We start from the raw sequence: 26,692 nt of genomic DNA on the forward strand, positions 1-26,692 counted from the left end.
AATTATTTTTTTGGCTTTTGATGAATTACTATTACTTGTAGTTTTATATATGACTTAGTTTTACAATAAAAGTAAACTACTAATTAATAACCTACTATGAAACCACATACTATTTATCGTTTATTTAAAAATTGTTATTTGCTTTTAGTAGCAACCTCATTGTTTTCTTGCTCAAAAGATAATGGTAACGAATCTGAAAGCACTCCAACACCAACACCAGAAGAAGTAATTGTAAAACCAATTGATCCAGGGGTTGCCAGTACTGTTGGTTTCTTTTTAGATAATTGGAAAGCTAAAGTTTATGCTGCACCAGCATATACTGTTGCGACTTTACCTGCTTCAATATCTGCGACCGTTACCGTCGATGCATCAAAAATAATTGCTAAAGTTCCGACTTCAATTTTTGGACAGAATGCTAACAATTGGTCTGGAAAATTAAATGAGTCCAGTTTTGTAACCGATATGACAAATTTAGAACCACATATAGTAAGATTGCCAGGAGGAAGCGGCAGTGATTGTTATTTTTGGAATGCTGTAGATGCTGCCTCTCCAGGTGTTCCAGATGGCTATATTGACAAGGATGGAAACAAACAAGGATTTACATTTGGTAAAACAAACGAAAATTGGAGACCTACTATAGATGATTATTATACAATGTTATCTAATACAAAAAATAGAGGAATTATAACTTGTAATTATGGTTATGCTAGATACGGTACAGGCAAAGACCCCGTAATGGATGCTGCTAAATTAGCTGCAGATTGGGTAACTTATGATAATGGCAGAACAGAGTATTGGGAAATTGGGAATGAAAATTATGCTGATTGGGAAGCAGGATATCGTATTGATATTTCAAGAAATAAAGATGGACAGCCAGAGATTTTAACGGGAAAGCTTTATGCACAGCATTTTAAGGTGTTTGCAAGAGAAATGCGAAAAGCGGCCAAAGCAATTGGGAAAATAATTAAAATTGGAGCTGTTATGCAGGAATCTCCAACTCAGTCTTATCAAGTTGAAAATACAAAGACTTGGAATGCTAAGATGTTGCCTGAAATTAATTCAGATTCGGAAACTGCTCCTGATTATTATATTGTACACAATTATATAACGCCTTACAACGAAAATTCTACAGCAGCAACCATTATTAAAGCTGCTTCTACAGTACCTTCAGAAATGATGACGTTTGTAAGTAATGAATTGAAAATTAATAATGCAGTTTCAAAACCTTTTGCATTTACAGAATGGAATATGTGGGCTAAAGACCAGAAGCAACAGGTTTCAAACGTGAGTGGTCTTTTTGCAGTAATTGTGCAGGCTGAAGCTATAAAAAACAAATATGGATTAGCTGCCAGATGGGATCTAGCAAATGGATGGGATAATGGAAATGATCACGGACTATTTAGTAGAGGAGAACCTGGAATAGCAGATTGGACACCCAGACCCTCTTTTTATCATATGTATTTCTTTCAAAAGTATTTGGGAGATAAGTTGGTTCCAACTACAGTTTCAGGAAATCAAGACATTAAGGCTTATGGTTCTGTATATGATACAGGACAATCGAATGTTACTTTGATAAATGCTTCTGCTACAGCTCAGAATGTAGAAATTAAGACTAAAAATATTTCAGTGGGATCCCGTTTTTACTGGTATACTTTATCTGGAGAAAGTGATAACGGAGAATTTTCTAGAAAAGTAAAAGTTAACGATCAGGGAACAACTAATATTGCCGGAGGGCCAAAGGATTATAAGACTATAAAGGCAAAATCTGCAACTACAGATAAAGGTATAAAAGTTACAATTCCTGCATGGTCAAGTGTATTTTTAGTCATTGATAAAAAATAAAAATTATATTTTTCTTCGAATATAAAAGTAAAAGAAGTGATATAGTTAATTAAAAATAAAAAACCGAAGCAAATGTGTTTCGGTTTTTTTATGCTGACAAGGAAGCAATATGTTTGTGTTTAGCCCTGATCGCTCAATTGCCTTTCCTTTTTTTCTTTAGAAAAGGAAAGATTTAGTGTAGAGCAGGATCAACGTTTCTAAATATTCCTAATGTTAATGCTACTGAAATTAAGTATTAAATTTAAGTTATAGTGTTGTTTTACAGGTGTGTAATTTGTTTTTTTTAGTAATTTTAAATATCACTTTTATTAAAAATTTTTAAATCAGAACATTATGGAAACTTCACATATTTATCCAAGCGCACATACATTAAATGCTTACATAACAATTAAAGGATGTATTGATGCTTTAGAATTTTATAAAAATGCATTTGGCGCGACAGAACATGGCAAATTAATGATGCCAGATGGAAGTATTGGTCACGCAGAAATACTAATCGAAGGATCATTGTTGATGCTTGCTGAAGAAAATGAGGAATGGGGAAATTTAAGTCCTAAAACCATTGGTGGAAATCCAGTGAGTTTGATTTTATACGTTAAAGATGTCGATGTGGTGTTTCAAAAAGCTGTTGATACAGGAGCCACTATTTTGATGGCTATAGAAAATACATTTTACGGAGATAGAGTGGGGCAGGTTTTGGATCCATTTGGTTATAAATGGTCGATTGCAACTCATAAAGAGGATATGAGTTTTGAGGAAATGCAAAAACGACTTGATAAAATGTAATGGATAAGATTCAAATACTATATTTTAATTAAAACGACAATATTATCTTCTGAGATAGAAGTAAAATTGAAAGTATTTTAGTGTATTCATAATGTTAATTAAGGTAATCTTAGCAGCTTTAAATCGTAACTTTACTAAGGATAGTAAGATATAGAATAGTGTTGAAATTAACTTAAAAACGGATATGTTATGAAATCACAAATTGCTATTTATGATACCCACGAAAAAGCGGTTGATGCTATAAAAAAATTAAGTCATGAAAATTTTTCTATGGATCATGTTTCTCTATTAGGTAAAGCAGAAGTAGTAGAAAACCACATTCATATTAAATCTTTAGATACCATAAGAAAAACACCCGCAGTTATCGGTATGGGAGCAGGAACACTGCTCGGATTACTTAGTGGTATTGGTGTTTTTGCTATTCCTGGATTTGGTTTTTTATACGGTAGTGGAGCTCTTGTTGGAATTATAACTGGACTTAATATAGGTCTAGTTGTGGGTGGTTTGGTTTCACTTTTATCTTTTAATGGAATAAAAGAAGAAGAAGTGGTAAAATGCGAAGAACATATAAAATATGGAAAATTTATTGTAATTGTTAAGGGTGCAATTCAAGAAATTGAAAGAGCTAAACAGATTTTAGATACAGAAGGAAAACATTTGGAAATTATTGGTTAAATGTTTTTTAGGTATTAGTTTACGATAATTTCGTGTTTATAAAGCAAACCTTTTAATCCTTGTAAAGAAAAAATAGCTTTCTTCAATTTAGTTGTTTTTGGATCAATCGTATAATTAAAGCTGGTTTTAAAATTGGTTTTATTGGCAATTGCTTTTGCAAATTCAGCACGATATAAATCACAATTTTCAAAAACTACTTCCGTCAAATCGGTGGCCATAAAATCGACTGCGATTAAGCTACAATTGATAAAAGGGGTCCCCTTTATTTTTAGGGTATAAAATTTTGAAAAATCAAGAATACAATCGTAAAAATGTACTTCAAAAATAAGTTTGCTACACATGGCAAAATTAACTTCTTTTATTTTGCATCTATTGAATGTTACAGTTCTCAAACCGACATGATTGATTTTAGCTTCGTTAAAAATACAATCATTAAATACACAATCGATAAAGATGATATCCATGAAGTTACAGGCAGAAAATGTGCAATGATTAAATATACAACGCTCAAATTCTTTGAAATTGATTTCATTCACATCATATATGTGATTGTTGTATTCTAAATCGAAGAAATATTCTGGCATGAAGAAATTTTAGTTGTTCATTTCGACAAAGAAACGAATTTCTATTGCTTAAAATAAAGAGGGTGCTAATAATTTTTTTGGATAATTAGAACCATTTTATTGAAAATACATTAGTATTTGTAAGTTAATACTTTTTTTTATTCTTAAAATAGTGCTTGAATTTATAAAAAATGATCCTATAAAGTTTGTTTTATAGTATATTTAGTACTAAAATATGAAATGTATATGTTAACAAAGTATGAATATTGCTAAATATATATTAAAGAAAACGTTTTCGCTTTTATTTTTACATTTAAATACTGAAAAAAGGTTTTTTTGTTTCAATCTTTTATTAATTTTGGCAACAATATGAAAAGAGTAATTGTATATTTTATGTATTTATGGATTCTGCTACTAGGTGGTGGACAATTGATGCATGCAACTACATTACCTAAAAATATATGTGAATCTCCTTCTTGGGATTTTGTCAAAAAACATCAAATAAAATATAAAACACTAGAATCAAGCAGTGTTTTAATAGAGGATGCTGATATAGATTTAGACGAAGAGTTTCATAGTGGTGATAATCTTAATAATGGTCCATTCAATAATTTTGTTGCAAGTAAACAAAGTTTATTAGACAATTGGTATTTGTCATTTTCAAGTCAATTCATTTTCAAGGATTACACTAAAAATAATAAAATTTCAGCCACACCTTGTGGTTATTCAAACCCTATTTATCTTTCAATAGGAGTTTTAAGAATTTGATTCTATTTCACATCAATTACTAAAGATGTGATTTATAGATGTCCAATGTTTTTTTATGTTAATGTTGGTTTGTTAATCATTTTTCATCTTCGACAACTTAGATTTCATCTTGGTAGCTGATGGTCATTTCTTGACTTAAGGAATTTCTGTATTCCTAATTTTCAATAGCTTAATTACCAATTTTTATATTATGAAGAGAATAATCATGTTCACTGGCATACTTGCCGTGCTGTCACTTGCTAGCTGTGCAGACAAGAAAGAAGAAAAAGAAGAAGTTGAAACTTTTGCAGTTACCAATCCTGTAAAAATTGATACTGTGTTTACTAAACAATATGTGGCACAAATAAAGTCATTCCGGAATATTGAGATTCGGGCTCAAGAAAAAGGTTTTTTGCAAAATATTTATGTTGATGAAGGTCAGTTTGTAAAAGCAGGCCAAGTGTTATTCCGAATTATGCCAAAAGTGTATGAGGCTGAATTATTAGGAGCACAAGCTGAAGAAAAAGCGGCTGAAATTGAATTAAAAAATGCTAAAACTTTGGCAGACAAAAATATAGTTTCTAAAAATGAACAGGCTGTAGCTCAAGCTAAATTAGACCAAGCTAAAGCTGAAGTTGCTCTTGCTAAAGTGCATTTGTCATTCACTGAAATCAGAGCTCCGTTTGATGGAACTATTGACAGAATCCCAAAAAAACTAGGTAGTCTTATTGATGAAGGAGAGTTACTTACGAGTCTTTCTGATAACAGCCAAATGTTTGCTTACTTTAATGTTTCTGAGCCTGAGTATTTAGACTATGAAACCAATGTTAAAGGTAGAGCTCAAACCAAGGTAGGTTTACTTTTAGCTAATGGCAACACATTTAAAGACAAAGGAAATGTAGAAGTTATTGAAAGTGAATTTGATAATGAAACAGGAAATATCGCCTTTAGAGCGCGATTCCCTAATCCAGGTAAATTATTGAAACATGGAGAAACAGGAAAAGTGTTGATGGATGTTCCTCTTCCTAACGTAATTGTGATTCCACAAAAAGCTACTTACGAAATTCAAGATAAAAAATATGTTTTTGTAGTTGATAAAAATAATGTAGTAAGTTCTAGAGAAATTACGATTAAAGGAGAAATACCTGATTTGTATATGATTGATAGTGGAATATCTGTAGACGACAAAATCTTATTAGAGGGTGTTCAGAAGGTTAAAGACAATGATAAAATTAAATTTAACTACATAAAACCTCAAGAAGTTATTACTCATTTGCGATTAAAAGCAGAGTAGTTTCAAGTTTGGTATAATCATTAAAAAATAGAAACAAATGTTTGATAAATTTATACAAAGACCTGTTATGGCGATAGTTATATCGCTTATGATTGTCTTTTTAGGGGTGTTGTCGGTGATGAATTTGCCAATCACCCAGTTTCCGTCCATATCACCACCAATGGTGAATATTACTGCAGATTATCCTGGTGCTAACGGTGAATTAATGATCAAATCGGTTGTTATTCCTTTAGAAAGAGCTTTGAATGGAGTTCCAGGAATGAAATACATGACTTCTGATGCAGGAAATGATGGTGAAGCAAGTATTCAAGTTGTATTTAACTTAGGTACAGATCCTAATCAAGCTGCGATTAACGTTCAAAACCGTGTAGCATCTGTTACCAATAAGTTGCCTCCATTAGTAGTAAGAGAGGGTGTAAAGATTACTCGTGAAGTTCCAAGTATGTTGATGTACGTTAACCTTTTTAGTACGGATAAAAATACGGACCAAAAGTTCCTATATAATTATGCCGATATCAATGTTTTATCTGAATTAAAAAGGGTAAACGGGATTGGATCTGGAGATATTTTAGGAACTCGTGAATATGCTATGCGTATTTGGTTAAAACCAGATCGTATGTTAGCATATAAAATTTCTGCTGATGAGGTAATGGAAGCATTATCAAGTCAAAGTTTGGAAGCTTCACCAGGAAAAACAGGAGAAGCATCTGGAAAACGTTCTCAGTCATTTGAGTATGTACTGAAATATTCTGGAAGGTTTACCACCAAAGAGCAGTATGCTAATATTATATTGAAATCCAATCCAAACGGTGAAATTTTGCGTTTGAAGGATGTTGCCAATATAGAGTTTGGTAGTTCGATGTATGATATTTATTCGAATTTGAATGGGAAACCATCTGCCGCAATTGTATTAAAACAATCTTTTGGTAGTAATGCAAATCAAGTTATTGAAGATTTAAAGGCTAAATTAGAAACTATCAAGAAAAAATTCCCAAAAGGAATGGATTACGAAATTTCATATGACGTTTCTAAATTCTTAGATGCTTCTATCGAAAAAGTTATCCATACTTTGATTGAAGCTTTTATTTTGGTAGGATTGGTAGTGTTTCTTTTCTTAGGTGATTGGCGTTCTACGATAATCCCAGCCATTGCGGTACCCGTTTCGTTAATTGGAACGTTCGCGTTCATGCAGTTTTTTGATATTTCATTAAACTTAATTACGTTGTTTGCATTGGTTTTGGCAATTGGAATTGTCGTCGATGATGCCATCGTGGTTATTGAGGCTGTCCATGCCAAGATGGAAGAAAAGCATCTTTCGGCCTTAAATGCGACTAAAGAAGCTATGCACGAGATTTCAGGTGCTATTATCGCGATTACTTTCTTGATGGTAGCTGTGTTTATTCCTGTTACATTTATGTCTGGTCCTGTTGGGATGTTTTATAGACAATTCTCGATTACAATGGTAACTGCAATTGTTCTTTCAGGGGTTGTGGCATTGACATTAACACCAGCACTTTGTGCAATGATGTTAACAAATAATCATGGTAAACCTCAAAAGAAAACACCTATAAATAAATTTATAGATGGTTTTAATAATTTCTTTAACCTTACACAAACTAAATATCAAAATGTACTTGCAAAAATAGTAAACAGAAGAGCGGTTACTATTGTAGTGCTTTTAGGATTTTGTGCAGGAACTTGGTTGATTAGTAGTACAGTTCCTTCTGGATTTATTCCAAATGAGGATCAAGGAATGTTTTATGCCATTATTCAAACACCTCCAGGTTCTTCATTAGAAAGAACAAATGATATTTCGTTGAAATTGCAAAAAATTGCCGAAGGTATGGATGGAGTAAAATCCGTTTCTTCATTAGCGGGTTATGAAATTTTGACTGAAGGGACTGGATCTAATTCAGGAACATGTTTGATTAATCTAAAGGATTGGAATGATAGAAAGCAATCTGTTCAAGAGATTATGACAGAATTGGAAGAGAAATCTAAAGTTATTCCAGGTGCTAATATCGAATTTTTCCAACCGCCAGCAGTACCAGGATATGGAGCAGCAGGAGGATTTGAGCTTCGTTTATTGGATAAAACGGGTTCAGGGGATTACAAAAAAATGGAAAAGATTAATTCTGATTTTGTAAAAGAATTGAACAAACGTAAAGAATTATCTAATGTCTTTAGTTTCTACAGTGCAAGTTTCCCTCAGTATATGATGAAAGTGGATAATGACTTAGCACAACAAAAAGGGGTATCTATTGAGAATGCGATGAATACTTTATCTACGTTGGTGGGAAGTAACTACGAAATTAGTTTTATTAAATACGGAATTAATTATAAAGTTATTGTTCAGGCTGCTCCAGAATATCGTGCTTTACCAGAGGATATTTTAAAACTTTATGTAAAAAATAGCCGCGATGAAATGGTACCTTTTTCTGCCTTTATGAAATTAGAAAAAGTGTATGGACTGTCTGAAATTACAAGACATAATATGTACACTTCTACTGAGATTAGTGGTGCTGCGGCTCCAGGATATAGTTCTGGTACTGCCATTAAAGTAATTCAAGAAGTTGCTGCCGAAAAATTACCTAGAGGATATGATATTGACTGGGCGGGCATTTCTGCTGATGAGGTTGCACAAGGTAATCAAGCTATTTGGGTTTTCCTTATCTGTTTAGGATTTGTTTACTTGGTTTTAGCTGCTCAATACGAAAGTTTTATATTGCCTTTTTCTGTGATCTTATCATTACCAGCGGGTATATTTGGAGCTTTCCTTTTACTTAAATGTACAGGTTTAGAGAACAATATCTATGCTCAGGTTGCCATGGTAATGCTTATTGGTTTGCTAGGTAAGAATGCCGTATTGATTGTAGAGTTTGCAATTCAGCGTCATGCCGCAGGAAAATCGGTGTTAGAGGCAGCAATGGAAGGCGCAAAAGCCAGGTTCCGTCCTATTTTAATGACTTCATTTGCTTTTATTGCAGGTTTACTTCCGTTGGCGTTTGCAACAGGACCAGGTAAAATTGGTAACAGAACTATTGGTACTGCAGCTGCAGGGGGAATGTTGATAGGAACTATATGTGGTGTATTTATTATTCCCGGATTGTATTATGTTTTCGGAAAAATTTCTGAAAGATTTAAATATACAAATGAACAAAAAGAGAATCCATTAACTGAAGAATTTGACGATCATCATGCTGTATAAAAAAATGTCTTATAAATATATTGTTCCGCTAGGTATTTGCCTGGCGGTGGCAAGTTGTACACCAGCTTTAGCACCATTGGCAGAAACTAAAGCAGTTCCAGAATCTTTCGGTAAAACTGCCGATACGATGAACACATCAAATACCTCTTGGCGTACTTATTTTAAGGATCCAAATTTGGTAAATTTGATTGATACTGCCTTGAAAAATAATCAGGAGTTGCAAATCACTTTGCAGGAAATCGAAATCGCAAAGAACGATATCCGAGTAAAAAAAGGGTTACTATTGCCATCTGTTGGGATTGGAGCAGGTGCAGGAGTAGAAAAAGTGGGAAGATATACAAGTCAAGGTGCTGGTGATGCTACTACAGAAATAAAACCCGGCATTGAAACTCCAGATCCACTAGGTGATTTTAAAATTGCAGCTTATGCACATTGGGAAGTAGATATCTGGAAAAAATTACGCAATTCGAAGAAAGCTGCCGTAAGCCGATATTTAGCTACTGTTGAAGGTAAAAACTTTGTAATAACGAATCTTATTTCGGAGGTTGCTGAATCGTATTACGAATTGTTAGCTTTGGATAGTCAATTGGATATCGTAAAACAGAATATCACTTTACAAAGTAACGCTTTGGAAATTGTAAAAATTCAAAAAGAAGCGTCAAGAGCAACTGAATTGGCTGTTCAAAAATTTCAGGCTGAAGTTATGGCTTCTAAAAGTATGGAGTTCGATATTCTTCAAAGCATAAAAGAAACGGAGAATAAAATTAACTTTTTACTAGGTCAATATCCACAGGAAATTAAGAGAGATAAATCTAATTTTATGGATTTGTTGCCTTCTGAAGTTAATTCTGGGATTCCTTCTCAACTTTTAGCGAATCGTCCAGACGTTAAGCAAGCTGAATTAGAGTTGGAAGCTGCAAAGCTAGATGTTAAAACAGCACGTGCTGAATTTTATCCATCACTTGATATTACAGCTTCGGTAGGACTTAACGCTTTCAAACCTGCTTATTTGTTTACGCTTCCTGAGTCATTATTGTATTCATTAGCGGGAGATATTGCGGCTCCTTTGATAAACAGAAATGCTATTAAAGCGGAGTATAGTTCGGCAAACGCAAGACAAATTCAAGCTTTGTATAATTATGAACGTACTATTTTAAATGCTTATATAGAAGTTTCAAATCAGCTTTCTAAAATCAGTAATTTAGAAAAAAGCTATGATTTAAAATCTCAACAAGTATCGGCTTTGAATCGTTCGATTGATGTCGCAGGAGATTTATTTAAATCTGCCAGAGTTGATTATTTTGAAGTTTTGATGACCCAACGGGATGCTTTAGAATCTAAACTTGAATTAATAGATACCAAAAAAGAACAACTTGATGCCTCAGTCTTTGTTTACAGAGACCTAGGTGGAGGTTGGAAATAATACTATTTTTTTTTTTTACTAAGAAGTCTTAAACATTACAAAGTGTTTAGGGCTTTTTTTTTGTGGTTAAACTAATTATTTTTTAGGAGCAGAACATTCTAGCTAGTAGCAACAGTTGTCCCGCTGTCCATTATATCTTTTTATCCCGATGAAAAAATCGGGACAAAAAGGATGCCATTTCCATCGGGGCTAGGCGAGAACAATCCGTTTTTTTAGAAAGTTTTGTTTTGTTTTTCAATTTGCTTTTACTTTTTTACAAACCACAAAATATTAACCCTTTAATAAATCCAAAATTTTATCCACATTTACTTCACTATAATCGTTGATATAAAAGTGACATGGCGGTAATTCTTCTTTTGTATGCGAACTCAATACACCAACTACTTTCATTCCGGCATTAAGACCAGCAGTAACACCCGAAAACGAATCTTCGAAAACAACACAGTCAGCTGGATCAGCACCAACACGCTCTGCAGATTTTAAATAAACTTCTGGATTTGGTTTATGAGACGTTACATCTTCGCTTGCCATCATAGAATCCATTTTATCGGCGATTTGTAAAGCACCAATAATCAGGTCAAGATTAGCGCGTGGAGCAGAGGTAGCAACAGCTGTTTTAAAATTTCGGGATTTCAATGCTGACAAAAACTTCAAATAATGTGGAATAGTTTCTACTTTATCTTTGTAAACCTCACGAAACATTGATTCTTTTTCGTCTTCCAACTTTTTAAGTTCCTCTCCGGTAACAGAACGCTTAAAGAAATGCGTCATGATATAACCATTATGTTTTCCGTACATATGCTCTTCAAATTCTTTTTCTGAGTGTGGAATTTGGTATTTATCGAAAAATGCTTCGAAAGCTTTTGCATGATGTGGATTTGTGTGACAAATCACGCCATCCATATCAAAAATAACACATTGTTGTTTCATTGTAAATTTTATTTTTTAATGGTTGCAAGATACAATCATTTATATTGTTTTGCAGAATTTAGAAACTGATTTTGACTTTTAGGAGCTTATTTTACTTAGTTATATTTCTTTAGAGAGATTAGATATTGTAAAGTATTCAGGGTTTTTTATCGATGAAATTTTAAAATTATCAGAACCTTAACAACAAATACAGATCAGAATCAGTATTTTCATAGATTATGAAAAATCTAGTTCCAAATTGAAATATTCTTAATTTATGACAACTACTAAATTACAAACGTTTATTCCTCTTTTTTATATTGTATGGTCTGATGATTTACTGACTGAAAAAGAGTTTGTGACTTTACAAGGATTTATTGATTCGCAGGATTGGCTTTCGCCAGATGAAAAACAACTATTGCTTTCTAAAATAAGTATTTCAAATCCGCCTTCTCGTCAGGATATTGCTGATTGGAAAAGCAAAATTGAGCAGACTATTCAGCAAAATCCTGCCATAAAATCTATTTTTGAAATTGCTGTTGCACTTTCAGAAAAAGATGCTTCTATTCAAAAATTAGAAACTTCTTTTGTAAAACTCGAAAATGATTTGGGAATTCTAGGAGAAGAAGCCATTAGTAATTTCAAAACAAAAGCAAAAACTTTTACAGTTACACACCAAACGGAGGCTAGTTTTGATATCCAAAAAATAACCGACGTTTTAGATGGAAATCAAGCTCCGATTATCAATAAAGTAAAATCCATTATTTCTGGACCTGAATTTAAATTAGAAACCATAACAAATGTTGAAGCATATCGCCAAAAAGTATACGATTGGTGCAAAATTTTAGCGAAGGAAAACCTAGGGAATATGGCATATCCAAAGCAATACGGAGGCGGTGAAAATCCATCTGATTATTTTGCTATTATGGAGACGCTGAGTTATCATGATCTGAGTCTGGTTATCAAATTTGGAGTGCAATTTGGACTTTGGGGAACGAGTGTCATGTCACTTGGAACTGAAAAGCATTACATCAAATATTTAAAAGGCATTGGTACTCTGAAAATACCAGGATGTTTTGCGATGACCGAAACACATCACGGTTCTAATGTAAAAGGATTGGAAACAACTGCGACTTATAATCGCGAAAACCAAACGTTTACGATTCATACGCCACACGAAAAAGCACAAAAAGAATATATTGGAAATGCGGCACTGCATGGACAAATGGCAACTGTTTTTGCCAAACTGATTATTGCAGGACATGATTATGGTGTGAATGCTTTTATTGTACCGTTACGTGATGAAAACGGTACTGTTTTAAAAGGGATTACGATTGGAGATTGTGGTCATAAAATGGGACTGAATGGCGTGGATAATGGTACAATTCGTTTTGATAACGTTAATATTCCAAAGGAAAATATGCTGGATCGTTTTGCTTCGGTAAATGATAAAGGTGAATTCGAAAGCCCTATTCCAAGTGATAACAGACGTTTTTTTACAATGCTAGGAACCTTGGTAGGAGGCAGAATTGGAATTCCGCGTTCGGCTCTGGCTGCTGCCAAAACAGGACTCACCATTGCCATAAAATACAGTGACCAGCGGAAACAATTTGGACCAGAAGAAGGTTCAGAAGTTCCCATTTTGAATTATCGCATGCACCAGCGAAGATTATTAATTCCATTAGCCAAAACATATGCGGTACATTTTGCATTGCAATATTTAACCAAGCGGTTTTTGAATAAAACGGAAGCAGAAATGCAGGAAATAGAAGCTTTAGCGGCAGGTTTAAAATCGTATTCTACATGGAGTACTACGGCAATTTTACAGGAATGTCGTGAAGCTTGTGGCGGAAAAGGCTATTTATCCGAAAACAGAATAGACGCTTTGAAAAATGATACTGAAATTTACACCACTTTTGAAGGTGATAATACCGTTTTGATGCAGTTAGTAGCCAAAAATCGTTTGTCAGAATTTAGAAAATCATTTGGTGAAATGGGTTCTTTTGGAATTATCAATTATGTCTATGAAAATGCCAAATCGGCTGTAGCTCAAAAAAATCCAATCGCAATCCGAAAAACAGACGAAGTACATTTACTGGATAGTGAATTTCATTTGCAGGCTTTTGAACATAGGGAAAAAACAATTTTAGCTTCGGCTGCCAAGCGTATCAAAAAATTAATTGATAGCGGTATGGATGCCTATGATGCTTTCAATGTGGTGCAGCACCAAATGATAGATATGGCTCAAGCGTATTTAGAAAGAGTAGTTTTGGAACAATTCCAAATGGCTATTGCAAGTGTTGAAGATAAAAACAGCAGAACTATTTTGACTAAACTGTGCCAATTATACGCGCTTTCGCAAATAGAAAAAAACAAAGCTTGGTATTTAGAAGATAATTATATGGAAGCTATAAAAACAAAAGCTATTCGGACAATTGTTAATCAGCTCTGTTGGGATATTAGACCAGATGCTGTTGCTTTGGTAAATGCTTTTGCTATTCCAGATTCTTGTTTAGGAGAGTTGGTTTAGTTTCTTGATATACCTACAACTGTTATTGTAATTTTTATTGGTTCAGAATCATTAATATTGCTAATATCCCGATAATTAAACATAACGGTGAATAATATTTTGTATCATTTTTGCCAAATTGAGTGTGTTTGATTTTCTTAAAAAAACCCAAATAATTGAATTCTCCAATAGCTCGGACAATAAAAATTCCTGCAATAACCCATAATCCATATTTGTCAAGCCAAGTAGGAATCAAGAAGTTTAGAATAGCACCTTTTTGTAAAATAAAAAGACAAATCACTAATAGTCCAAAAGCAACAATCAAAGTAGGTATAATTCCAGGCATTTGTAGTTTTATGCTATCGTCTTTTGTGGGGAAAACGGCTTGGCTTCCCCAACGCCCGCCAAATCCCCAATAAAAATGAATTGCTGACAAAAAAGCAAAAATGAGGAATAGAATTGCTGAAATTATAGTTGTCATTATTTGTAATTAATTATTGTTAGTTTTACATTTTTTGGCTGATTTTAGCTTTTTTCATTATTAAAATTTTTAATTTTTTTGAATTACAAAACAATATTAAATTCAGCCTATAATTTCATTTTAGTTTTATTTTTTTGATTGCCAAAATCGATCTTTGCCTTCTGCTATCCATTCTAGAGACTGATCAATTCGTTTTTGCAGTGTGCCTTCCGTTTTTGCATCTGCAAGCCAAATGATATAGTTCTTGCGAAATGAAGGCGATTTGCTTTCGAAAATTTCGGTTGCTTTTTTGTCATTTTTTAATGCATCAAGAAATGCTTTTGGCGCAGTAACTTCAACTGTTGATTTCTCTTTTATAGGTTTAGGTTTTGCAATACTGTTAGCATTTAGTTCCATTGCTTCTCTGATATATGTAACTAATATTTTCTCGTTGGGCAATTCAGTTATGTCTTTTAATTTGTCCATGTATCCAAACTTTTTTCCTGCTTTTACGCTATCTTGAATGGTTTTATCTTTCATTAATTCTGCTTTATAAAGACTAAACGAACAATGTTGCTTAAAACCTCCCATCATACACAAATGGTCACCTTTGTATGAATAATGAGGTGTTCCCCATTTTATACTTTCTTGCACATCAGGACAGGTGCTATATATTATTTCTCTTAAGCGGTTAAGTATAGGCTTTGCAAAATCTGCCATTTTATCGATATAGGCAGTAACTTCTTTATTGTAATTTTCCATTGTATAAGGGATTTAATTTATGGTAAGAAAGACTAAAACTTCTGTTAGCGGTTCGTTATTTTTTATTCCACCAACTCTTGATAAACTCCTCTTTCAAGTTTTATATTTAGGCGTTGATAAAATTCAGTAGGATTGAAATGTGCTCTTTTGAATTCAGCTTGAATCATTGATTTTGCATTGTCCAAGTATTCTTGATTCTCCCAAGTCGCGATGGTTAGTATTGTCAAGTTGCCTAATGTGTCAGTTTGTTCAAAGGCTTCTCCGTTTATATAACCTGCAAGTGTTTTGATAAAAGTTCTGTTATAATTCGCTTTTTGTTTGAACTCATTGACAGAGCTTTTGGGAACATAAAATTTGTCGATAAAATAAACTGTGTTTGTTGTTGTATCTTGGTTTTCCATTTCGGTTGCATTTGATTTTTTTACGCTAGTTTTTTCTTTTTGTCCATAGATTTTAGATTGTGTAAAGAGCAATACCAGAACTATGATAAATGATAAGTTGCAATATGATTTCATTGTCTTAATTTTTTTGATTATTACTATTGTAAAATTCTCAAAATCAAAAACTAAATCCTTGTAAAAAATCATTGAATTACCAAAAGGAATTTATTTTATAAAAATCAGTTGGACTTTGCCCAGTAAATAATTTAAAATCTTTATTAAAATGGGGTTGGTCATAATATCCAGTTTCAAAAACCCTTTCAAGTAAATTTATATCACCTTGTTTTGCGAGCGAAGATAACTTTACAATTGTCGAATATTTTTTTGGTGTTGTTCCAACAGTTTTTCTGAACCTTTTTTCAAATGCATCATTACTTATGTATAATGATTTTGCCAGTTCAGTAATTTTCAAACTTCCTTTTGTAGAATTGATTTTGTCAATTGCTGCTGTTATTAAGTCATCTCTTCCTTTTACTTCTAGTTTTGATAATAGAAAATTTTCGATTATTGAAATTTTTTGTTCAATTCCTTGATTTTCAAATAACAGAGATTCAATCTGATGAATTTCTTTCTGATTGAAAAAATTGTCAAGCGAAACCGTTTTTTCGAATAATTCGTGAGCCGGCATTTTTGAAAAAGCAGAAATTCCTGTTTCCGTAAATAATATAATAATGGCAGAAGTATTTTCAGAATAATTGATAAGTCTTACAGATTTTCTTAATCCTGAAATTGTAGATGATGGTAAGGACTCACAATTATTATCGGATATATAACTTATCTGCCCATTAATTCGAAACGAAATTGCAAGAGAAGTCATCGGTAAGACCCTATTTATTATTTCATTCCCGCTTTCAATAAGTCTGAATGTTTTTATATAAGGTCTTAAAATTACTTTTGGTTTATAGTCTGTAACTTTCATTATATAAAGGGTTTATAACGTATTGTAATTTGCAGTGACGCCTAATTCGTGTATATTCCGATATCATAAAAGGCGTCTTTAATATTCAAAAATTAGGGTAACGTTCTATTATTTTGCTAAATTATAAATAAATAATTACAAATTATTAAATAGTTTTTTGATTTGTTTGATGTAGAATATTTTAAATCAGATGTTTAAAAAAAACTTCAAAAAAATTGCGAAACCGAAAAGTTGCATGTATATTTGCAACCAATTGGTTTCGTAAAAAAAAGAAAAGGAAATGAGGAGAGATATATTTCAGGCGATAGCCGATCCCACAAGGAGAGCAATTATTACGCTCATTGCATTACAGGCTATGACGCCAAATGCGATTGCAGAACATTTTGATACAACACGACAGGCAGTTTCAAAACATTTAAAAATATTAGCAGAATGCGAGCTGGTAAAACAAGAACAGCAAGGACGAGAAATTTATTATAGTCTTGAAATAGACAAAATGAAGGAAATAGACAAATGGTTGGAGCAATTCAAAAAGATTTGGGAAACTCGTTTTAACCAATTGGATGATTTATTATTAACAATTAAAAACACGAAAAAGTGATGAACAGCAATTTACAATTCGACTTTCTTGTAGACAAGGAGAAGAATACGATTACAGTAAGAAGAGAATTCCTTGCCGACCAACAATTAGTTTGGGATTGTTATACAAAAAAGGAACTCCTGGATCAATGGTTTGCACCAAAACCACTAACGACCAAAACCAAAGTAATGGACTTTAGTAATGGTGGTCAATGGCATTATGCAATGATAGAACCTAATGGAACTGAATATTGGGGTTTGACTACCTATCTTGAAATAAAGCCAATTGAATATTACAAAGCATTAGATGCATTTTGTAATGAAGCTGGGGAAATTAATTCTGATTTTCCACAGGCAAAGTGGCTGGTTAGCTTTGCAAGTAAAAAAGAAAACACAGTTGTTGAAACTATTGTTACCTACGATTCACTTCAAGATTTAGAAGCAGTGATCCAAATGGGAATGAAAGACGGATTGACTTCAACACTTGAAAGATTAGACGATTTATTATTAACTTTAAAATAAAAGTAATGAATACTAATCTGACATTCGATTTTACTGTGAACAAAGAAACGAATACAGTTCATGTAAAAAAAGAATTCGCAGCTGGTTTGGCGTTGGTTTGGGACGCTTATACCAAACCAGAATTGCTTGATCAATGGTGGGGGCCAAAACCTTGGTTTACCAAAACCAAATCAATGGAATTCATAGAAGGTGGGCGAAGGTTATATGCTATGTGTGGACCAGAAGGGCAAGAACATTGGGCATTGGCCGATTTTACTTCTATCTCTCCTAAAACTAATTTTAAGTTTTTGAGTGGTTTTTGTGATAAAGACGGTAATATAAATAAAGAAATGCCACGTTCTGTGTGGAATATTGATTTTGTTGATAAAGAAAATACTACTTTTGTAGATATTGCGATTAAACACGAAACATTAGCCAATTTGGAACAACTACTTGTTATGGGCTTCAAAGAAGGATTTACCATAGCTTTAAATGGATTGGATAAATTATTTGCTAACACTTAAAAATCAGATACTAATGAAAAACAAAATCTTCTTCGTTTTGAGTCTTTTATTCGGACTTCTATTTATCAATGCAGGACTCAACAAGTTCTTTTATTATATGCCAATGCCAGCGAATTTGCCTGAAAAAATGCAAAAAGCAATGGCTGCATTTACCGAAATAGGTTGGATTATGCCACTTACTGGTGCGGTCGAAGTTTTGGGAGGATTGTTAATTATCATTCCAAAGACTAGAGCATTAGGAGCTATCATGATATTACCAGTTATGGTTGGAATTCTTTTAACGAATATTGTGCAGGACACTAGCGGTTTGCCTTTTGCTGCGGTCTTATTTATTATTTTGATTTCAATAATGCTTCAAAATAAAGAAAAGTATTCGCCTTTGTTTAAATAGAAATCAATTTAAAAATGCCATAAGAAAGCCCTAAACATTATAAAAAATGTTTAGGGCTTTTTATTTTATTGACTACCAATGTGAAAATTATATAATTAATTCTAAAAGTTTTATAAAATAGTAAAATAGGGGATTTATAAATTTGGAATATCATTAAAACGCAAGTTGAAATTAGTAAAATGCATTTTATAATTTAAAATAAAGTAGTATGCCTTGGTCCTATAAAGATTATCCGCCAGCGATGAAAAATCTTCCAACCAAAGTTCGTCACAAAGCTATTGAAATAGCCAATGCAATATTAGTAGATGGAAAATTGGACGAAGGTGCTGCTATAGCTATCGGTATTAGCAAAGCTAATGACGTGATGACTGATGGAACAAAGAAAAAGTGATTTCAAAAAATAAATTCTAAAATAAATCTAAAAGATATGGGGGGTATCTATGATTAATTGCATCTAGGAATTTATGAATTGAAATGGCTAAATACCATCAATAATCAAAGCCAAGTAGGTATGGCTTTGATTAGGATGCAAAATGATGACTTGTACTTAACAAGTCAATAAAAAAGGGTTAGAGTATTATATTCTAACCCTTTTTACTATTAAAAATTTTAAGTAATCGAATTGTTGAGATTTGGTTTGTACTAAAATTATAAAAATTATGAAACTTTATACAAAAATTATATAACGCTATTTGTGAGTGTATTACGAAATTTGAATATGTCAAAAATGAAAAATAAAATCATTTTATAATTCCTTTTAAGAGTGAAAAAAACTGAGATCTATTCTAAAATCCATTAAAAATGAAAAGTATATACTTGAAGGCTGGAAAAACACAAGATGTTTTTAATGATTTGAAAGATAATTTCAATGGTATATTAACACTATGTAATGATGAATTCAATTTGGTAGTAGAGTCTTACTTTGCCAGAGGAAACATTAAGGGAATAACATTTCCTGATGGAATGACCTTTCTAGAATTTGATATGATTTTTCATGATGATGTTAGACTAAGTATGGAATTATTGAAAACATCACCTATTTTCTTTGCATACTGTTCTCAAGGAACTATTCAACATAGTTTTGGTGAGCAAGGGGAAAGAAAAAGCATTAAGAAACAGCATACAGGTATTCTTAAGAGTGCATCTAGTGTTAATAGTATACTACATTTTGCAAAACATACTCCGACTAAATTTTATGTAATTGAAATAGGTATTGATGTTGTTAATAGTCAAAATGCAGAATTAATTAAGAAATTAAAAAATACATTTTTCCAAACAAAAGAGAATTATTTGGATATAAGCTATCAAAGTCTAAAAATCACTCAGAAAATTGAAGAATTGAATATGTTGATTCAAAAAGGTAATGTTGGGAAATTATTAAAAAATCAAATCCTGGAGGATATTATAGAATTGGAAATAGGGAAAAATACGGATGTATTTACTGAAGTAGCGCAGAGAATAAACTCTTTTAGATTAAAACAAATTGATGAAATAGAAAGAGTATTAAATTTTGTTATAGATGTTACTTTTGAATTATTCACCAGTGATTTTATTATCCAAAAAGCAAGATTATTTGTAAATAATATGCAAAAAGAATTCAAATTGATATTTAATAGAACAGTACATCATTTTCTAATTTATTTCAGAATTGAAAGAGGAAGAATTTAATTTGAGTTAGCTGGAACAGCACGAAATATATAGAGAAAACAGCTTCTTCAAGCTGTTTTTTTATTTTTATGAAACACAGTAATAACTCGATTTTAATAAAAGAGAGGATTATGCGAACTGTAGAATCAATATTTTTAACAAGACTAAATATTTTCCTTAAAAAATAATTAAACTCAAATTCAACTAAATTATTTTAAAAATCAGAATTAATTCAAAATTGATTCTGTAATTTGGATTGGTTTTTAAATAATTAAAAATGAAATGTCTTAATCTCTTTGGTATATTTTTATTTGCCCAATGTGTAATAGCTCAAAACAATGTATCCGATACTATTGTTTTAAAAGATACGGTACAAAATTTAAAGTTTAATTACAAACAATTAATTATTCCGACTGTATTAATTGGTTATGGATTTATTGGTCTTAATAGTGATCAGCTCAAGAGTTTTAATTCCGAGGTTAAAGAAGAGGTTAATGAGCATATTGACGAAAAAGTTACGATTGATGATTTTATGCAATATGCTCCAGCTGCTTCGGTTTATGTTTTAAATGCTTGTGGTGATGCGGGAAAAAATAATCTTAAAGACAGATCGATTATTTTGGCTAGTTCTTATCTTATGATGAGTGTTGCAGTTCTAGCTTTAAAAGATATTACTAAAGAAGAAAGGCCAGATGGCTCTTCCAACAATTCTTTTCCTTCGGGACATACGGCAACTGCTTTTGCTGGAGCCGAGTTTCTTTGGCAGGAATACAAAGACAAATCTATTTGGTACGGAGTAAGCGGTTATATTGTGGCTACAGCAACAGGTGTTTTTAGAGTTGTAAATAATAGGCATTGGGTTACAGATGTGGTTGCAGGAGCAGGAATTGGAATTCTAAGTACTAAGGTTGCTTATTGGATTTATCCTTATGTAAACAGAAAAATTTTTACTTCTAATAAAACTAAAGAAAATAAAGTTTCTTCGATGATTATGCCGTATTACAATGGTAAACAAATGGGATGCGGGTTAGTAATGCAATTTTAAAAGTGCATATAATTTCCTTTATTCTGTAAATGATATCATTTTATAGGATATGATATGATGTTAAAACATATAAGTCATGTAAGTTTTTAATTTGGATAAAATCAAATAAAAACATAGTTCATTTAAGTAAAACCAATAGCTTTATAAAGAGAGTTACTAACTTATATCCTCTTTTAATTACTATTTGATAATCTACTTCCTTTTTTAGCTTATATGACTTATATGTTTAAAATTATAGCTCTAAATCAAAATGCATAAAGTGTTTTTCATTTTTATAAATCAAAGCCAATAAAGTTGGTAATACGATTAAGAGCAAAGGAAGAGCAATAATAAAACCTCCAATAACTGCTATCGCAAGTGGTTGATGCAATTCAGAGCCAGTTCCCATTCCAATAGCCAAAGGCAACAAGGCAATTATAGCTCCTAAAGCTGTCATTAATTTGGGTCTCAATCGGGTGGAAATCGAATAGATTATAGATTCGTTTACATTTCTGGTCAATTTAAAGGTTTCTCTAAATTGTAAAAAGGTAAATATGGCATTTTCGCTTATAATTCCAACAATCATAATAATTCCTGTGTAGCTTCCCACGTTTAAAGGAGTCTGAGTTATAAAAAGTAAAAGATAACTACCAGAAATTCCTAAAATCGAAATCAAAAGAATCACCAAAGCAATACGAACATCTCGGAATAGAAATAAAATCACACCAAAAACCAATAAAGAAGAACTAATTAAAATTATCAACAATTCTTTAAAGGATTGTTGCTGTTCTTTGTAAGCTCCAGCATATTCGACATAATAACCACTTGGTAAATGAATCTCATCAGTTACCTTTTGCTGAATTTCCTGCATTACACTTCCTAAATCTCTATTGTCCAACCTCCCAGTAATCACTCCCATCATTTGTAAATTTTCACGCTGAATTTCAGCAATTCCTTTTTGAACAGAAATATCAACCAAACTGGAAATCGGTACAACTTGTCCATTAGGTAAGAACAATTGCAATTTTTTTATATCAGCCAATGTTCGGTTTTTAGAATTTGTATAGATCAATCTTATGGGAGTTGTTTGCTCATTTTCTAACAAACTACCCACAACATTTCCTTCGAGTGCCGTTTGCATTTGAAATTGTAAATCAGTAGGTGTAATTCCGAATTGTGCCAATTTTGTATAATTGGGTTCAATATTTATTGCAGGTCCCGCCAAAACGATTCCATCAAAAACGTCTGCGGTTCCTTCTACATTTTCAACAATTGCATTTACTTTTTTTGCTATTTTTTGTAATTCTGCCTGACTCGTTCCATAAATTTTCACTTCAATTGGCGAAACAGAACTCATCAAATCGCCAAGCATATCTCCAATTACCTGACCGAAATCAATTCGCAAAGCAGGTTGTGTAGCTTCAACTTTTTGACGAATTTCATCTATAACATCATTACTGGTTTTTGTTCTCTCTTTCTTTAATTGAATTAAATAATCACCGCTATTTGGTTCGGTAATAAAAAATCCCATTTGAGTTCCTGTTCGGCGACTATAGGCTTCCACTTCTGGAATTTGTACTATGATTTTTTCTACTTCTTTCAGCATTCTGTCGGTTTCTTCCAATGAAGTCCCTGGTGGACTCTCATAATCCAAAACAATGCTGCCTTCATCCATTTCGGGTAAAAAACCAGTTTCAAGATTGGGAAGAATTAGTATAATAGAAAGAATCAAAATGAGACAAAATCCAATACTGATAATGGGTTTGGCTATAAAATAAGCCACCCAATTCTGAGTTTTTACTTCATGAATTGGTTCTGTCTCTTTAGTAATAGTTGATTTTTTTTCATTTTTAGAAAGCACTAAATAAACAACAGGTAACAATAACCAGGTAACAAAAAAAGAACATACCAAAGTAATTATCATTGTATCTGTAAGTACTTTGAAATAAGAGCCTGCCACGCCACTCATCAATACAAAAGGAATAAAAATAACGATGGTACTTATTGATGAACCAACCATTGCCAGAAATAAATACCGAATTGCCTTTTGCAAAAGCGAAGTTGTTGGTTCTTCTGGATGTTCTTCGTGCGTTCTGTGAATTTGTTCGACAACAACAATCGCATCGTCAATAATTAAACCCAAAGCAGCAGCAATTGCTCCCAAAGTCATGATGTTAAACGTTTGCCCAGTCAGGTACAAAACAATAAGTGTTAATCCCAAAGTAACTGGGATAATAATTAAAATTGTGACACTGGCTTTTGCTGATTTCAAAAATAAAACAGCTACAATTATCGCTAATAATAACCCGATGAGTAAACTATCTGTGACACTTTTTACAGCATCATTTACAAAACTAGCTTGTTCATAATAAGGTTTAATTTTGATGGTTGACGGCAGAATTTTTTTTAAAGCTTCCACTTTTTTATTCATCTCATCGGTAAGAGTAATCAAATTCGAATTTGGTTGTTTGATCACCGCAATTAGTATGCTTTCTTTACCATTTGCATTGACTTTTATGTATTCTTTAGCTTCCCGAATTTCAACGCTGCAAATATCTTTTAGCGTTACAATTCCTTTACCATTATTGAGAATAACAAGGTTTTCGAGTTCTTCTTTTTTATCAACCTGAGCATTGGTAATGGTGAGATACAAATAGCGATAGTCTGATAAATACCCATTTGATTTTATAAAATTGGTTTGACTCATCACTTGAGTAATTGTATTTGGACTAATGCCAAGTGTTCTCATTTTATCAAAATCCAAAGACAACCAATATTCCTTTTCTTTACCACCAATTATTCTAATTTCGGAAACACCGCCAATCTGAGAAAGGAATGGTTTGATAGTATAATTGGCAATTTTCTTGAGTTCAATCGCCGACATTCCTTTTCCCTCCATAGCATAACCAATAACAGGAAGGATGGAAGGATTCATTTTTTCGACCGTAATTTGCGTATCAGGTGGAAGATCATTTTTTATTTGTTCGATTTGTTCTGCAATTCGGGTTTTTGCCAAATCAATGTCAGAATTCCAGTCCATAAAAGCCGATATTTCGCAACTTCCTCTACTTGTTGTACTACGAATATTTTGTAAATCAGGAACTTTTTTGATCACATTTTCTAGCGGTTTGGTAACCATAATCATCATTTTGTCGACAGGTTGTTGTCCTGCATCGGCTATGATTTTTATTTTAGGAAAAGTTATTTCTGGAAATAAACTCGTTTGCATTTTTGAATAAGCAAAAAAACCACCCAAAATAATTAGGAAGATAATAGTGCTTAAACCATGCTTATGTCGAACAAAAAAGTTTTTCATGTATAATTATTTTGCTATCACTTTAACCTGAATAGTATCTTCAACGCCATAATTCCCAGTAAGTAAAATTTTATCATCATGAGTCAAAATTGGCGAAACAATCTCCACTCTGTCTAGAGTTTCAATTCCTTTTTTGATTGGAATTTTTATGGCTGTCGATTCGTTGATCAATTCCATAATCCAAAAATCAGTTTCCGTTTCATCAGTCAAAACAGCAGCTTTTGGCAGCGAAATTGTTTTTGTATTTGAACTTTTATGAATCCTAACTTTTACAATCAAATTCTCGGGTATATTTTGTTTGGCATTAATTTTTAAAACCACATTTTGGGTTTGAGACGTGGCATCAACAGTTGGCATAAATTTTTGAACGCTTGCTTTTATTGATGAATTGTCTGGAAGCAACACTTCCAATTGGTTTCCGATAGCAATATATTTTTTTAATTCATAAGGTAAACTCAAAACTATAGCAAAGCTTTTGACATCATTTATTGTTACCAAAGCATCTCCATCCTGAACGTAATCTCCTTGCTGAACATTTACAGAAGTAACATAACCAGTTGTATTTGCTCTAACTTTTAGTGCTTCACCAAAATGTAAACTTGGGTCAATATTATTTACTGTATTTCCTAAAACTTTTGATTCTCTAGTTTTTATCGAAAATAGAACAGCTCCCTTTGAAACAAAATCATTGGTTGCAACATTTACAGAATTTAAATAACCAGTGGCGTTTGCTTTAATTACATTTTTTACCAAATAAGTAGCAGTTGCATTCAAATCAGTATAACTAACAATTGCCGTTGTATCAATCGTAGTTAAAGTAACTGGAATCTTTTTCTCAACTTCTTTTTCGGCTTGAGGTGTTTCTTTACATCCAATAAAAAAGGGGAGTATTAGGGTTAAAAGCAATGTTTTTTTTTTCATATTATTAGTCATTAAAACTCCAATAATTAATTTCATTAATAATTTGAAGTTTGTTGATGTAATTTTGAGTGATAGCACTTTTAATAGAAAGTAAATTCCCAACGGCAATAATATACTCGGTGATTTGTGCATCGCCAGTAACAAATAACTTTTTGTCGGCTTCTATTAGGGCATCAGCTATTTTGAGTTGTACTTGTAGTTGCTTTTCGACGTCATTAACTTGATTTAATTTCTGATTCAAAATCAATAGTTGTTGCCTAAATTGTTTGTTAAAATTGTTTTTGTAAGCCAAATTGGTAGCCAAAGCCGTTTCGTTTTTCTGATGTTGCAAACTGCGTTGATTGCCATCATAAATAGGAATTGATAATCCAGCGCCAACACTGAAGCCAAAATTTTTATATGGTTGATAATAAAGACTTGATAAATATCCCGCATCAGCAAGCAAAGAAATTGAGGGTTTGTAGGCATTGTCAATCAGTTTACTTTGGTTATCAATTTTTAGACTATCTACTTCAAATTGTTTTAAAAATATAGTTTTATCTGATGAAGTAATTGTTTTGAGTTCTACTTCAGGTTTTTTCAAATTCACAAAAGTAGTATCAGTTTCACCTGAAAGGTAGTTTAGCAAAGCTAAATCATTTTGGTATTGTTGTTTCAATTGCAACAGAGTCAATTCTTGTTGCTTTACTGCCGCATTAAAAATCAAATAATCGGTTTGTTTATAAATGGAATTTTGTGTCAACTTTTTTAGAATAGAAGTTTCATCTTTTAAAAGCGTTGCTATTTTTTGATTGTAGTCGATTTGATCTGAAGTTCCAAAAGCAGTTATATATTGAGAAATAATTGATTTGTTTAAATCCTTTGTGGCCACTTTTTGATTTAAAACCAAAGCATCCTTTATTATTTTAAATGTTTCTGATTGTGAATTGATTTGATTTTTACTCATTATGCGCTTATTCACACCCAATAATCCCGAAATAGACTGACCATTAGTTATTGCTTCGTCATAACCAACATGATTAATAATTGGAGCATACATAGCATTTAAATTCCCTGTAACCAATGGTTTTTGATTAGCACGAAACAACAAACTATCAATAGATGTAGCTTCGATTTGATTGTTATAATCTTTTAGTAATGGAGAATTCTTCTGTGCTTTCTCGAGGAAATAGTTTAAATTCTTTTCTTGGGAAAAGGACTTAAAAAAGCAGAGAAAAAGTATGGTTAAAAGCCTGAATGTCATTGTATAAAA

The 26,692-nt window shown here is 32.3% G+C and carries 24 protein-coding genes; 15 read left to right on the forward strand and 9 right to left on the reverse strand.

Annotated elements, in window-relative coordinates:
- Positions 1–96 precede the first annotated feature (96 nt).
- From CLU82_RS16740 to CLU82_RS16750, 3 genes are all read left to right on the forward strand, one after another.
- Complete coding sequence (locus CLU82_RS16740) at positions 97–1,842, forward strand: alpha-L-arabinofuranosidase (protein WP_232735260.1); 1,746 nt, start codon at positions 97–99, stop codon at positions 1,840–1,842.
- Between the two features lie 333 nt (positions 1,843–2,175).
- The gene (locus CLU82_RS16745) at positions 2,176–2,628 is read left to right on the forward strand and encodes a VOC family protein (protein ID WP_100844165.1); all 453 of its coding nucleotides are present in this window, start codon (positions 2,176–2,178) and stop codon (positions 2,626–2,628) included.
- A 189-nt stretch (positions 2,629–2,817) separates the two neighbouring features.
- The gene (locus tag CLU82_RS16750) at positions 2,818–3,303 is read left to right on the forward strand and encodes a hypothetical protein (RefSeq protein ID WP_100844166.1); all 486 of its coding nucleotides are present in this window, start codon (positions 2,818–2,820) and stop codon (positions 3,301–3,303) included.
- 14 nt (positions 3,304–3,317) lie between these two features.
- Here the strand turns inward: CLU82_RS16750 and CLU82_RS16755 are convergent, their stop codons facing one another.
- Positions 3,318–3,887 carry a pentapeptide repeat-containing protein gene (locus CLU82_RS16755; RefSeq protein WP_100844167.1) on the reverse strand — a complete coding sequence of 190 codons (570 nt, stop codon included), beginning with the start codon at positions 3,885–3,887 and terminating at the stop codon, positions 3,318–3,320.
- A 372-nt stretch (positions 3,888–4,259) separates the two neighbouring features.
- Here CLU82_RS16755 and CLU82_RS16760 point away from each other — a divergent pair, with 372 nt between their 5' ends.
- The 4 genes from CLU82_RS16760 to CLU82_RS16775 all read left to right on the forward strand — a co-directional run bounded on the left by CLU82_RS16760 (position 4,260) and on the right by CLU82_RS16775 (position 10,538).
- Complete coding sequence (locus CLU82_RS16760; protein WP_157813376.1) at positions 4,260–4,634, forward strand: hypothetical protein; 375 nt, start codon at positions 4,260–4,262, stop codon at positions 4,632–4,634.
- A 190-nt stretch (positions 4,635–4,824) separates the two neighbouring features.
- Positions 4,825–5,907 (forward strand): efflux RND transporter periplasmic adaptor subunit, encoded by a 1,083-nt coding sequence (locus CLU82_RS16765; RefSeq protein WP_100844169.1) that lies wholly within the window; start codon positions 4,825–4,827, stop codon positions 5,905–5,907.
- Positions 5,908–5,944: 37 nt separating this feature from the next.
- A complete protein-coding gene (locus tag CLU82_RS16770; protein ID WP_100844170.1) occupies positions 5,945–9,115 on the forward strand; it encodes an efflux RND transporter permease subunit in 3,171 nt (1,056 codons plus the stop codon).
- A 4-nt stretch (positions 9,116–9,119) separates the two neighbouring features.
- Positions 9,120–10,538 (forward strand): TolC family protein, encoded by a 1,419-nt coding sequence (locus CLU82_RS16775; RefSeq protein ID WP_232735261.1) that lies wholly within the window; start codon positions 9,120–9,122, stop codon positions 10,536–10,538.
- Positions 10,539–10,808: 270 nt separating this feature from the next.
- On the opposite strand, the gene CLU82_RS16780 is transcribed toward CLU82_RS16775, so the two are convergent.
- Positions 10,809–11,468 carry an HAD family phosphatase gene (locus CLU82_RS16780; protein WP_100844172.1) on the reverse strand — a complete coding sequence of 220 codons (660 nt, stop codon included), beginning with the start codon at positions 11,466–11,468 and terminating at the stop codon, positions 10,809–10,811.
- A 256-nt stretch (positions 11,469–11,724) separates the two neighbouring features.
- On the opposite strand from CLU82_RS16780, the gene CLU82_RS16785 reads away from it, so the two are divergent.
- Positions 11,725–13,977: an acyl-CoA dehydrogenase gene (locus tag CLU82_RS16785; protein WP_100844173.1), complete on the forward strand. Its 2,253-nt coding sequence runs from the start codon at positions 11,725–11,727 to the stop codon at positions 13,975–13,977.
- A 34-nt stretch (positions 13,978–14,011) separates the two neighbouring features.
- Here CLU82_RS16785 and CLU82_RS16790 read toward each other — a convergent pair whose 3' ends face one another.
- The 4 genes from CLU82_RS16790 to CLU82_RS16805 form a co-directional block, all read right to left on the reverse strand.
- Positions 14,012–14,437: a DUF3995 domain-containing protein gene (locus tag CLU82_RS16790; protein ID WP_100844174.1), complete on the reverse strand. Its 426-nt coding sequence runs from the start codon at positions 14,435–14,437 to the stop codon at positions 14,012–14,014.
- A gap of 126 nt (positions 14,438–14,563) precedes the next feature.
- Positions 14,564–15,178 (reverse strand): DUF1801 domain-containing protein, encoded by a 615-nt coding sequence (locus CLU82_RS16795; protein WP_100844175.1) that lies wholly within the window; start codon positions 15,176–15,178, stop codon positions 14,564–14,566.
- Positions 15,179–15,240: 62 nt separating this feature from the next.
- Positions 15,241–15,693, reverse strand: coding sequence for a hypothetical protein (locus CLU82_RS16800; protein WP_157813377.1), 453 nt, complete (start codon positions 15,691–15,693; stop codon positions 15,241–15,243).
- A 76-nt stretch (positions 15,694–15,769) separates the two neighbouring features.
- Positions 15,770–16,537, reverse strand: a complete 768-nt coding sequence (locus CLU82_RS16805) for a helix-turn-helix transcriptional regulator (RefSeq protein ID WP_100844177.1) — start codon at positions 16,535–16,537, stop codon at positions 15,770–15,772.
- A gap of 280 nt (positions 16,538–16,817) precedes the next feature.
- Between CLU82_RS16805 and CLU82_RS16810 the strand changes: the two genes are divergently transcribed.
- The 7 genes from CLU82_RS16810 (at position 16,818) to CLU82_RS16840 (ending at position 21,224) form a co-directional block, all read left to right on the forward strand.
- A complete protein-coding gene (locus CLU82_RS16810) occupies positions 16,818–17,138 on the forward strand; it encodes a helix-turn-helix transcriptional regulator (protein ID WP_100844178.1) in 321 nt (106 codons plus the stop codon).
- Complete coding sequence (locus CLU82_RS16815) at positions 17,138–17,638, forward strand: SRPBCC domain-containing protein (RefSeq protein WP_100844179.1); 501 nt, start codon at positions 17,138–17,140, stop codon at positions 17,636–17,638. Before CLU82_RS16810 ends, CLU82_RS16815 begins: the two co-directional genes overlap by 1 nt.
- A gap of 5 nt (positions 17,639–17,643) precedes the next feature.
- On the forward strand, positions 17,644–18,141 hold the full coding sequence (locus CLU82_RS16820; protein ID WP_100844180.1) for an SRPBCC domain-containing protein: 498 nt from the start codon (positions 17,644–17,646) through the stop codon (positions 18,139–18,141).
- Between the two features lie 13 nt (positions 18,142–18,154).
- A complete protein-coding gene (locus CLU82_RS16825; protein ID WP_100844181.1) occupies positions 18,155–18,532 on the forward strand; it encodes a DoxX family protein in 378 nt (125 codons plus the stop codon).
- Between the two features lie 208 nt (positions 18,533–18,740).
- On the forward strand, positions 18,741–18,923 hold the full coding sequence (locus CLU82_RS16830) for a hypothetical protein (RefSeq protein ID WP_100844182.1): 183 nt from the start codon (positions 18,741–18,743) through the stop codon (positions 18,921–18,923).
- A gap of 410 nt (positions 18,924–19,333) precedes the next feature.
- A complete protein-coding gene (locus CLU82_RS16835) occupies positions 19,334–20,200 on the forward strand; it encodes a hypothetical protein (RefSeq protein ID WP_100844183.1) in 867 nt (288 codons plus the stop codon).
- Between the two features lie 256 nt (positions 20,201–20,456).
- A complete protein-coding gene (locus CLU82_RS16840) occupies positions 20,457–21,224 on the forward strand; it encodes a phosphatase PAP2 family protein (protein WP_100844184.1) in 768 nt (255 codons plus the stop codon).
- A 232-nt stretch (positions 21,225–21,456) separates the two neighbouring features.
- Here the strand turns inward: CLU82_RS16840 and CLU82_RS16845 are convergent, their stop codons facing one another.
- Genes CLU82_RS16845 through CLU82_RS16855 form a run of 3 tightly spaced genes read right to left on the reverse strand, consistent with a single transcriptional unit; the run spans position 21,457 to position 26,683 of the window.
- On the reverse strand, positions 21,457–24,519 hold the full coding sequence (locus tag CLU82_RS16845; protein ID WP_100844185.1) for an efflux RND transporter permease subunit: 3,063 nt from the start codon (positions 24,517–24,519) through the stop codon (positions 21,457–21,459).
- Positions 24,520–24,525: 6 nt separating this feature from the next.
- A complete protein-coding gene (locus CLU82_RS16850) occupies positions 24,526–25,440 on the reverse strand; it encodes an efflux RND transporter periplasmic adaptor subunit (RefSeq protein ID WP_198520233.1) in 915 nt (304 codons plus the stop codon).
- Between the two features lie 4 nt (positions 25,441–25,444).
- Positions 25,445–26,683: a TolC family protein gene (locus CLU82_RS16855; RefSeq protein WP_100844187.1), complete on the reverse strand. Its 1,239-nt coding sequence runs from the start codon at positions 26,681–26,683 to the stop codon at positions 25,445–25,447.
- Between the last annotated feature and the right edge of the window lie 9 nt (positions 26,684–26,692).

The sequence above is a fragment of the Flavobacterium sp. 5 genome (genome assembly GCF_002813295.1).
Taxonomy (GTDB): Bacteria; Bacteroidota; Bacteroidia; order Flavobacteriales; family Flavobacteriaceae; genus Flavobacterium.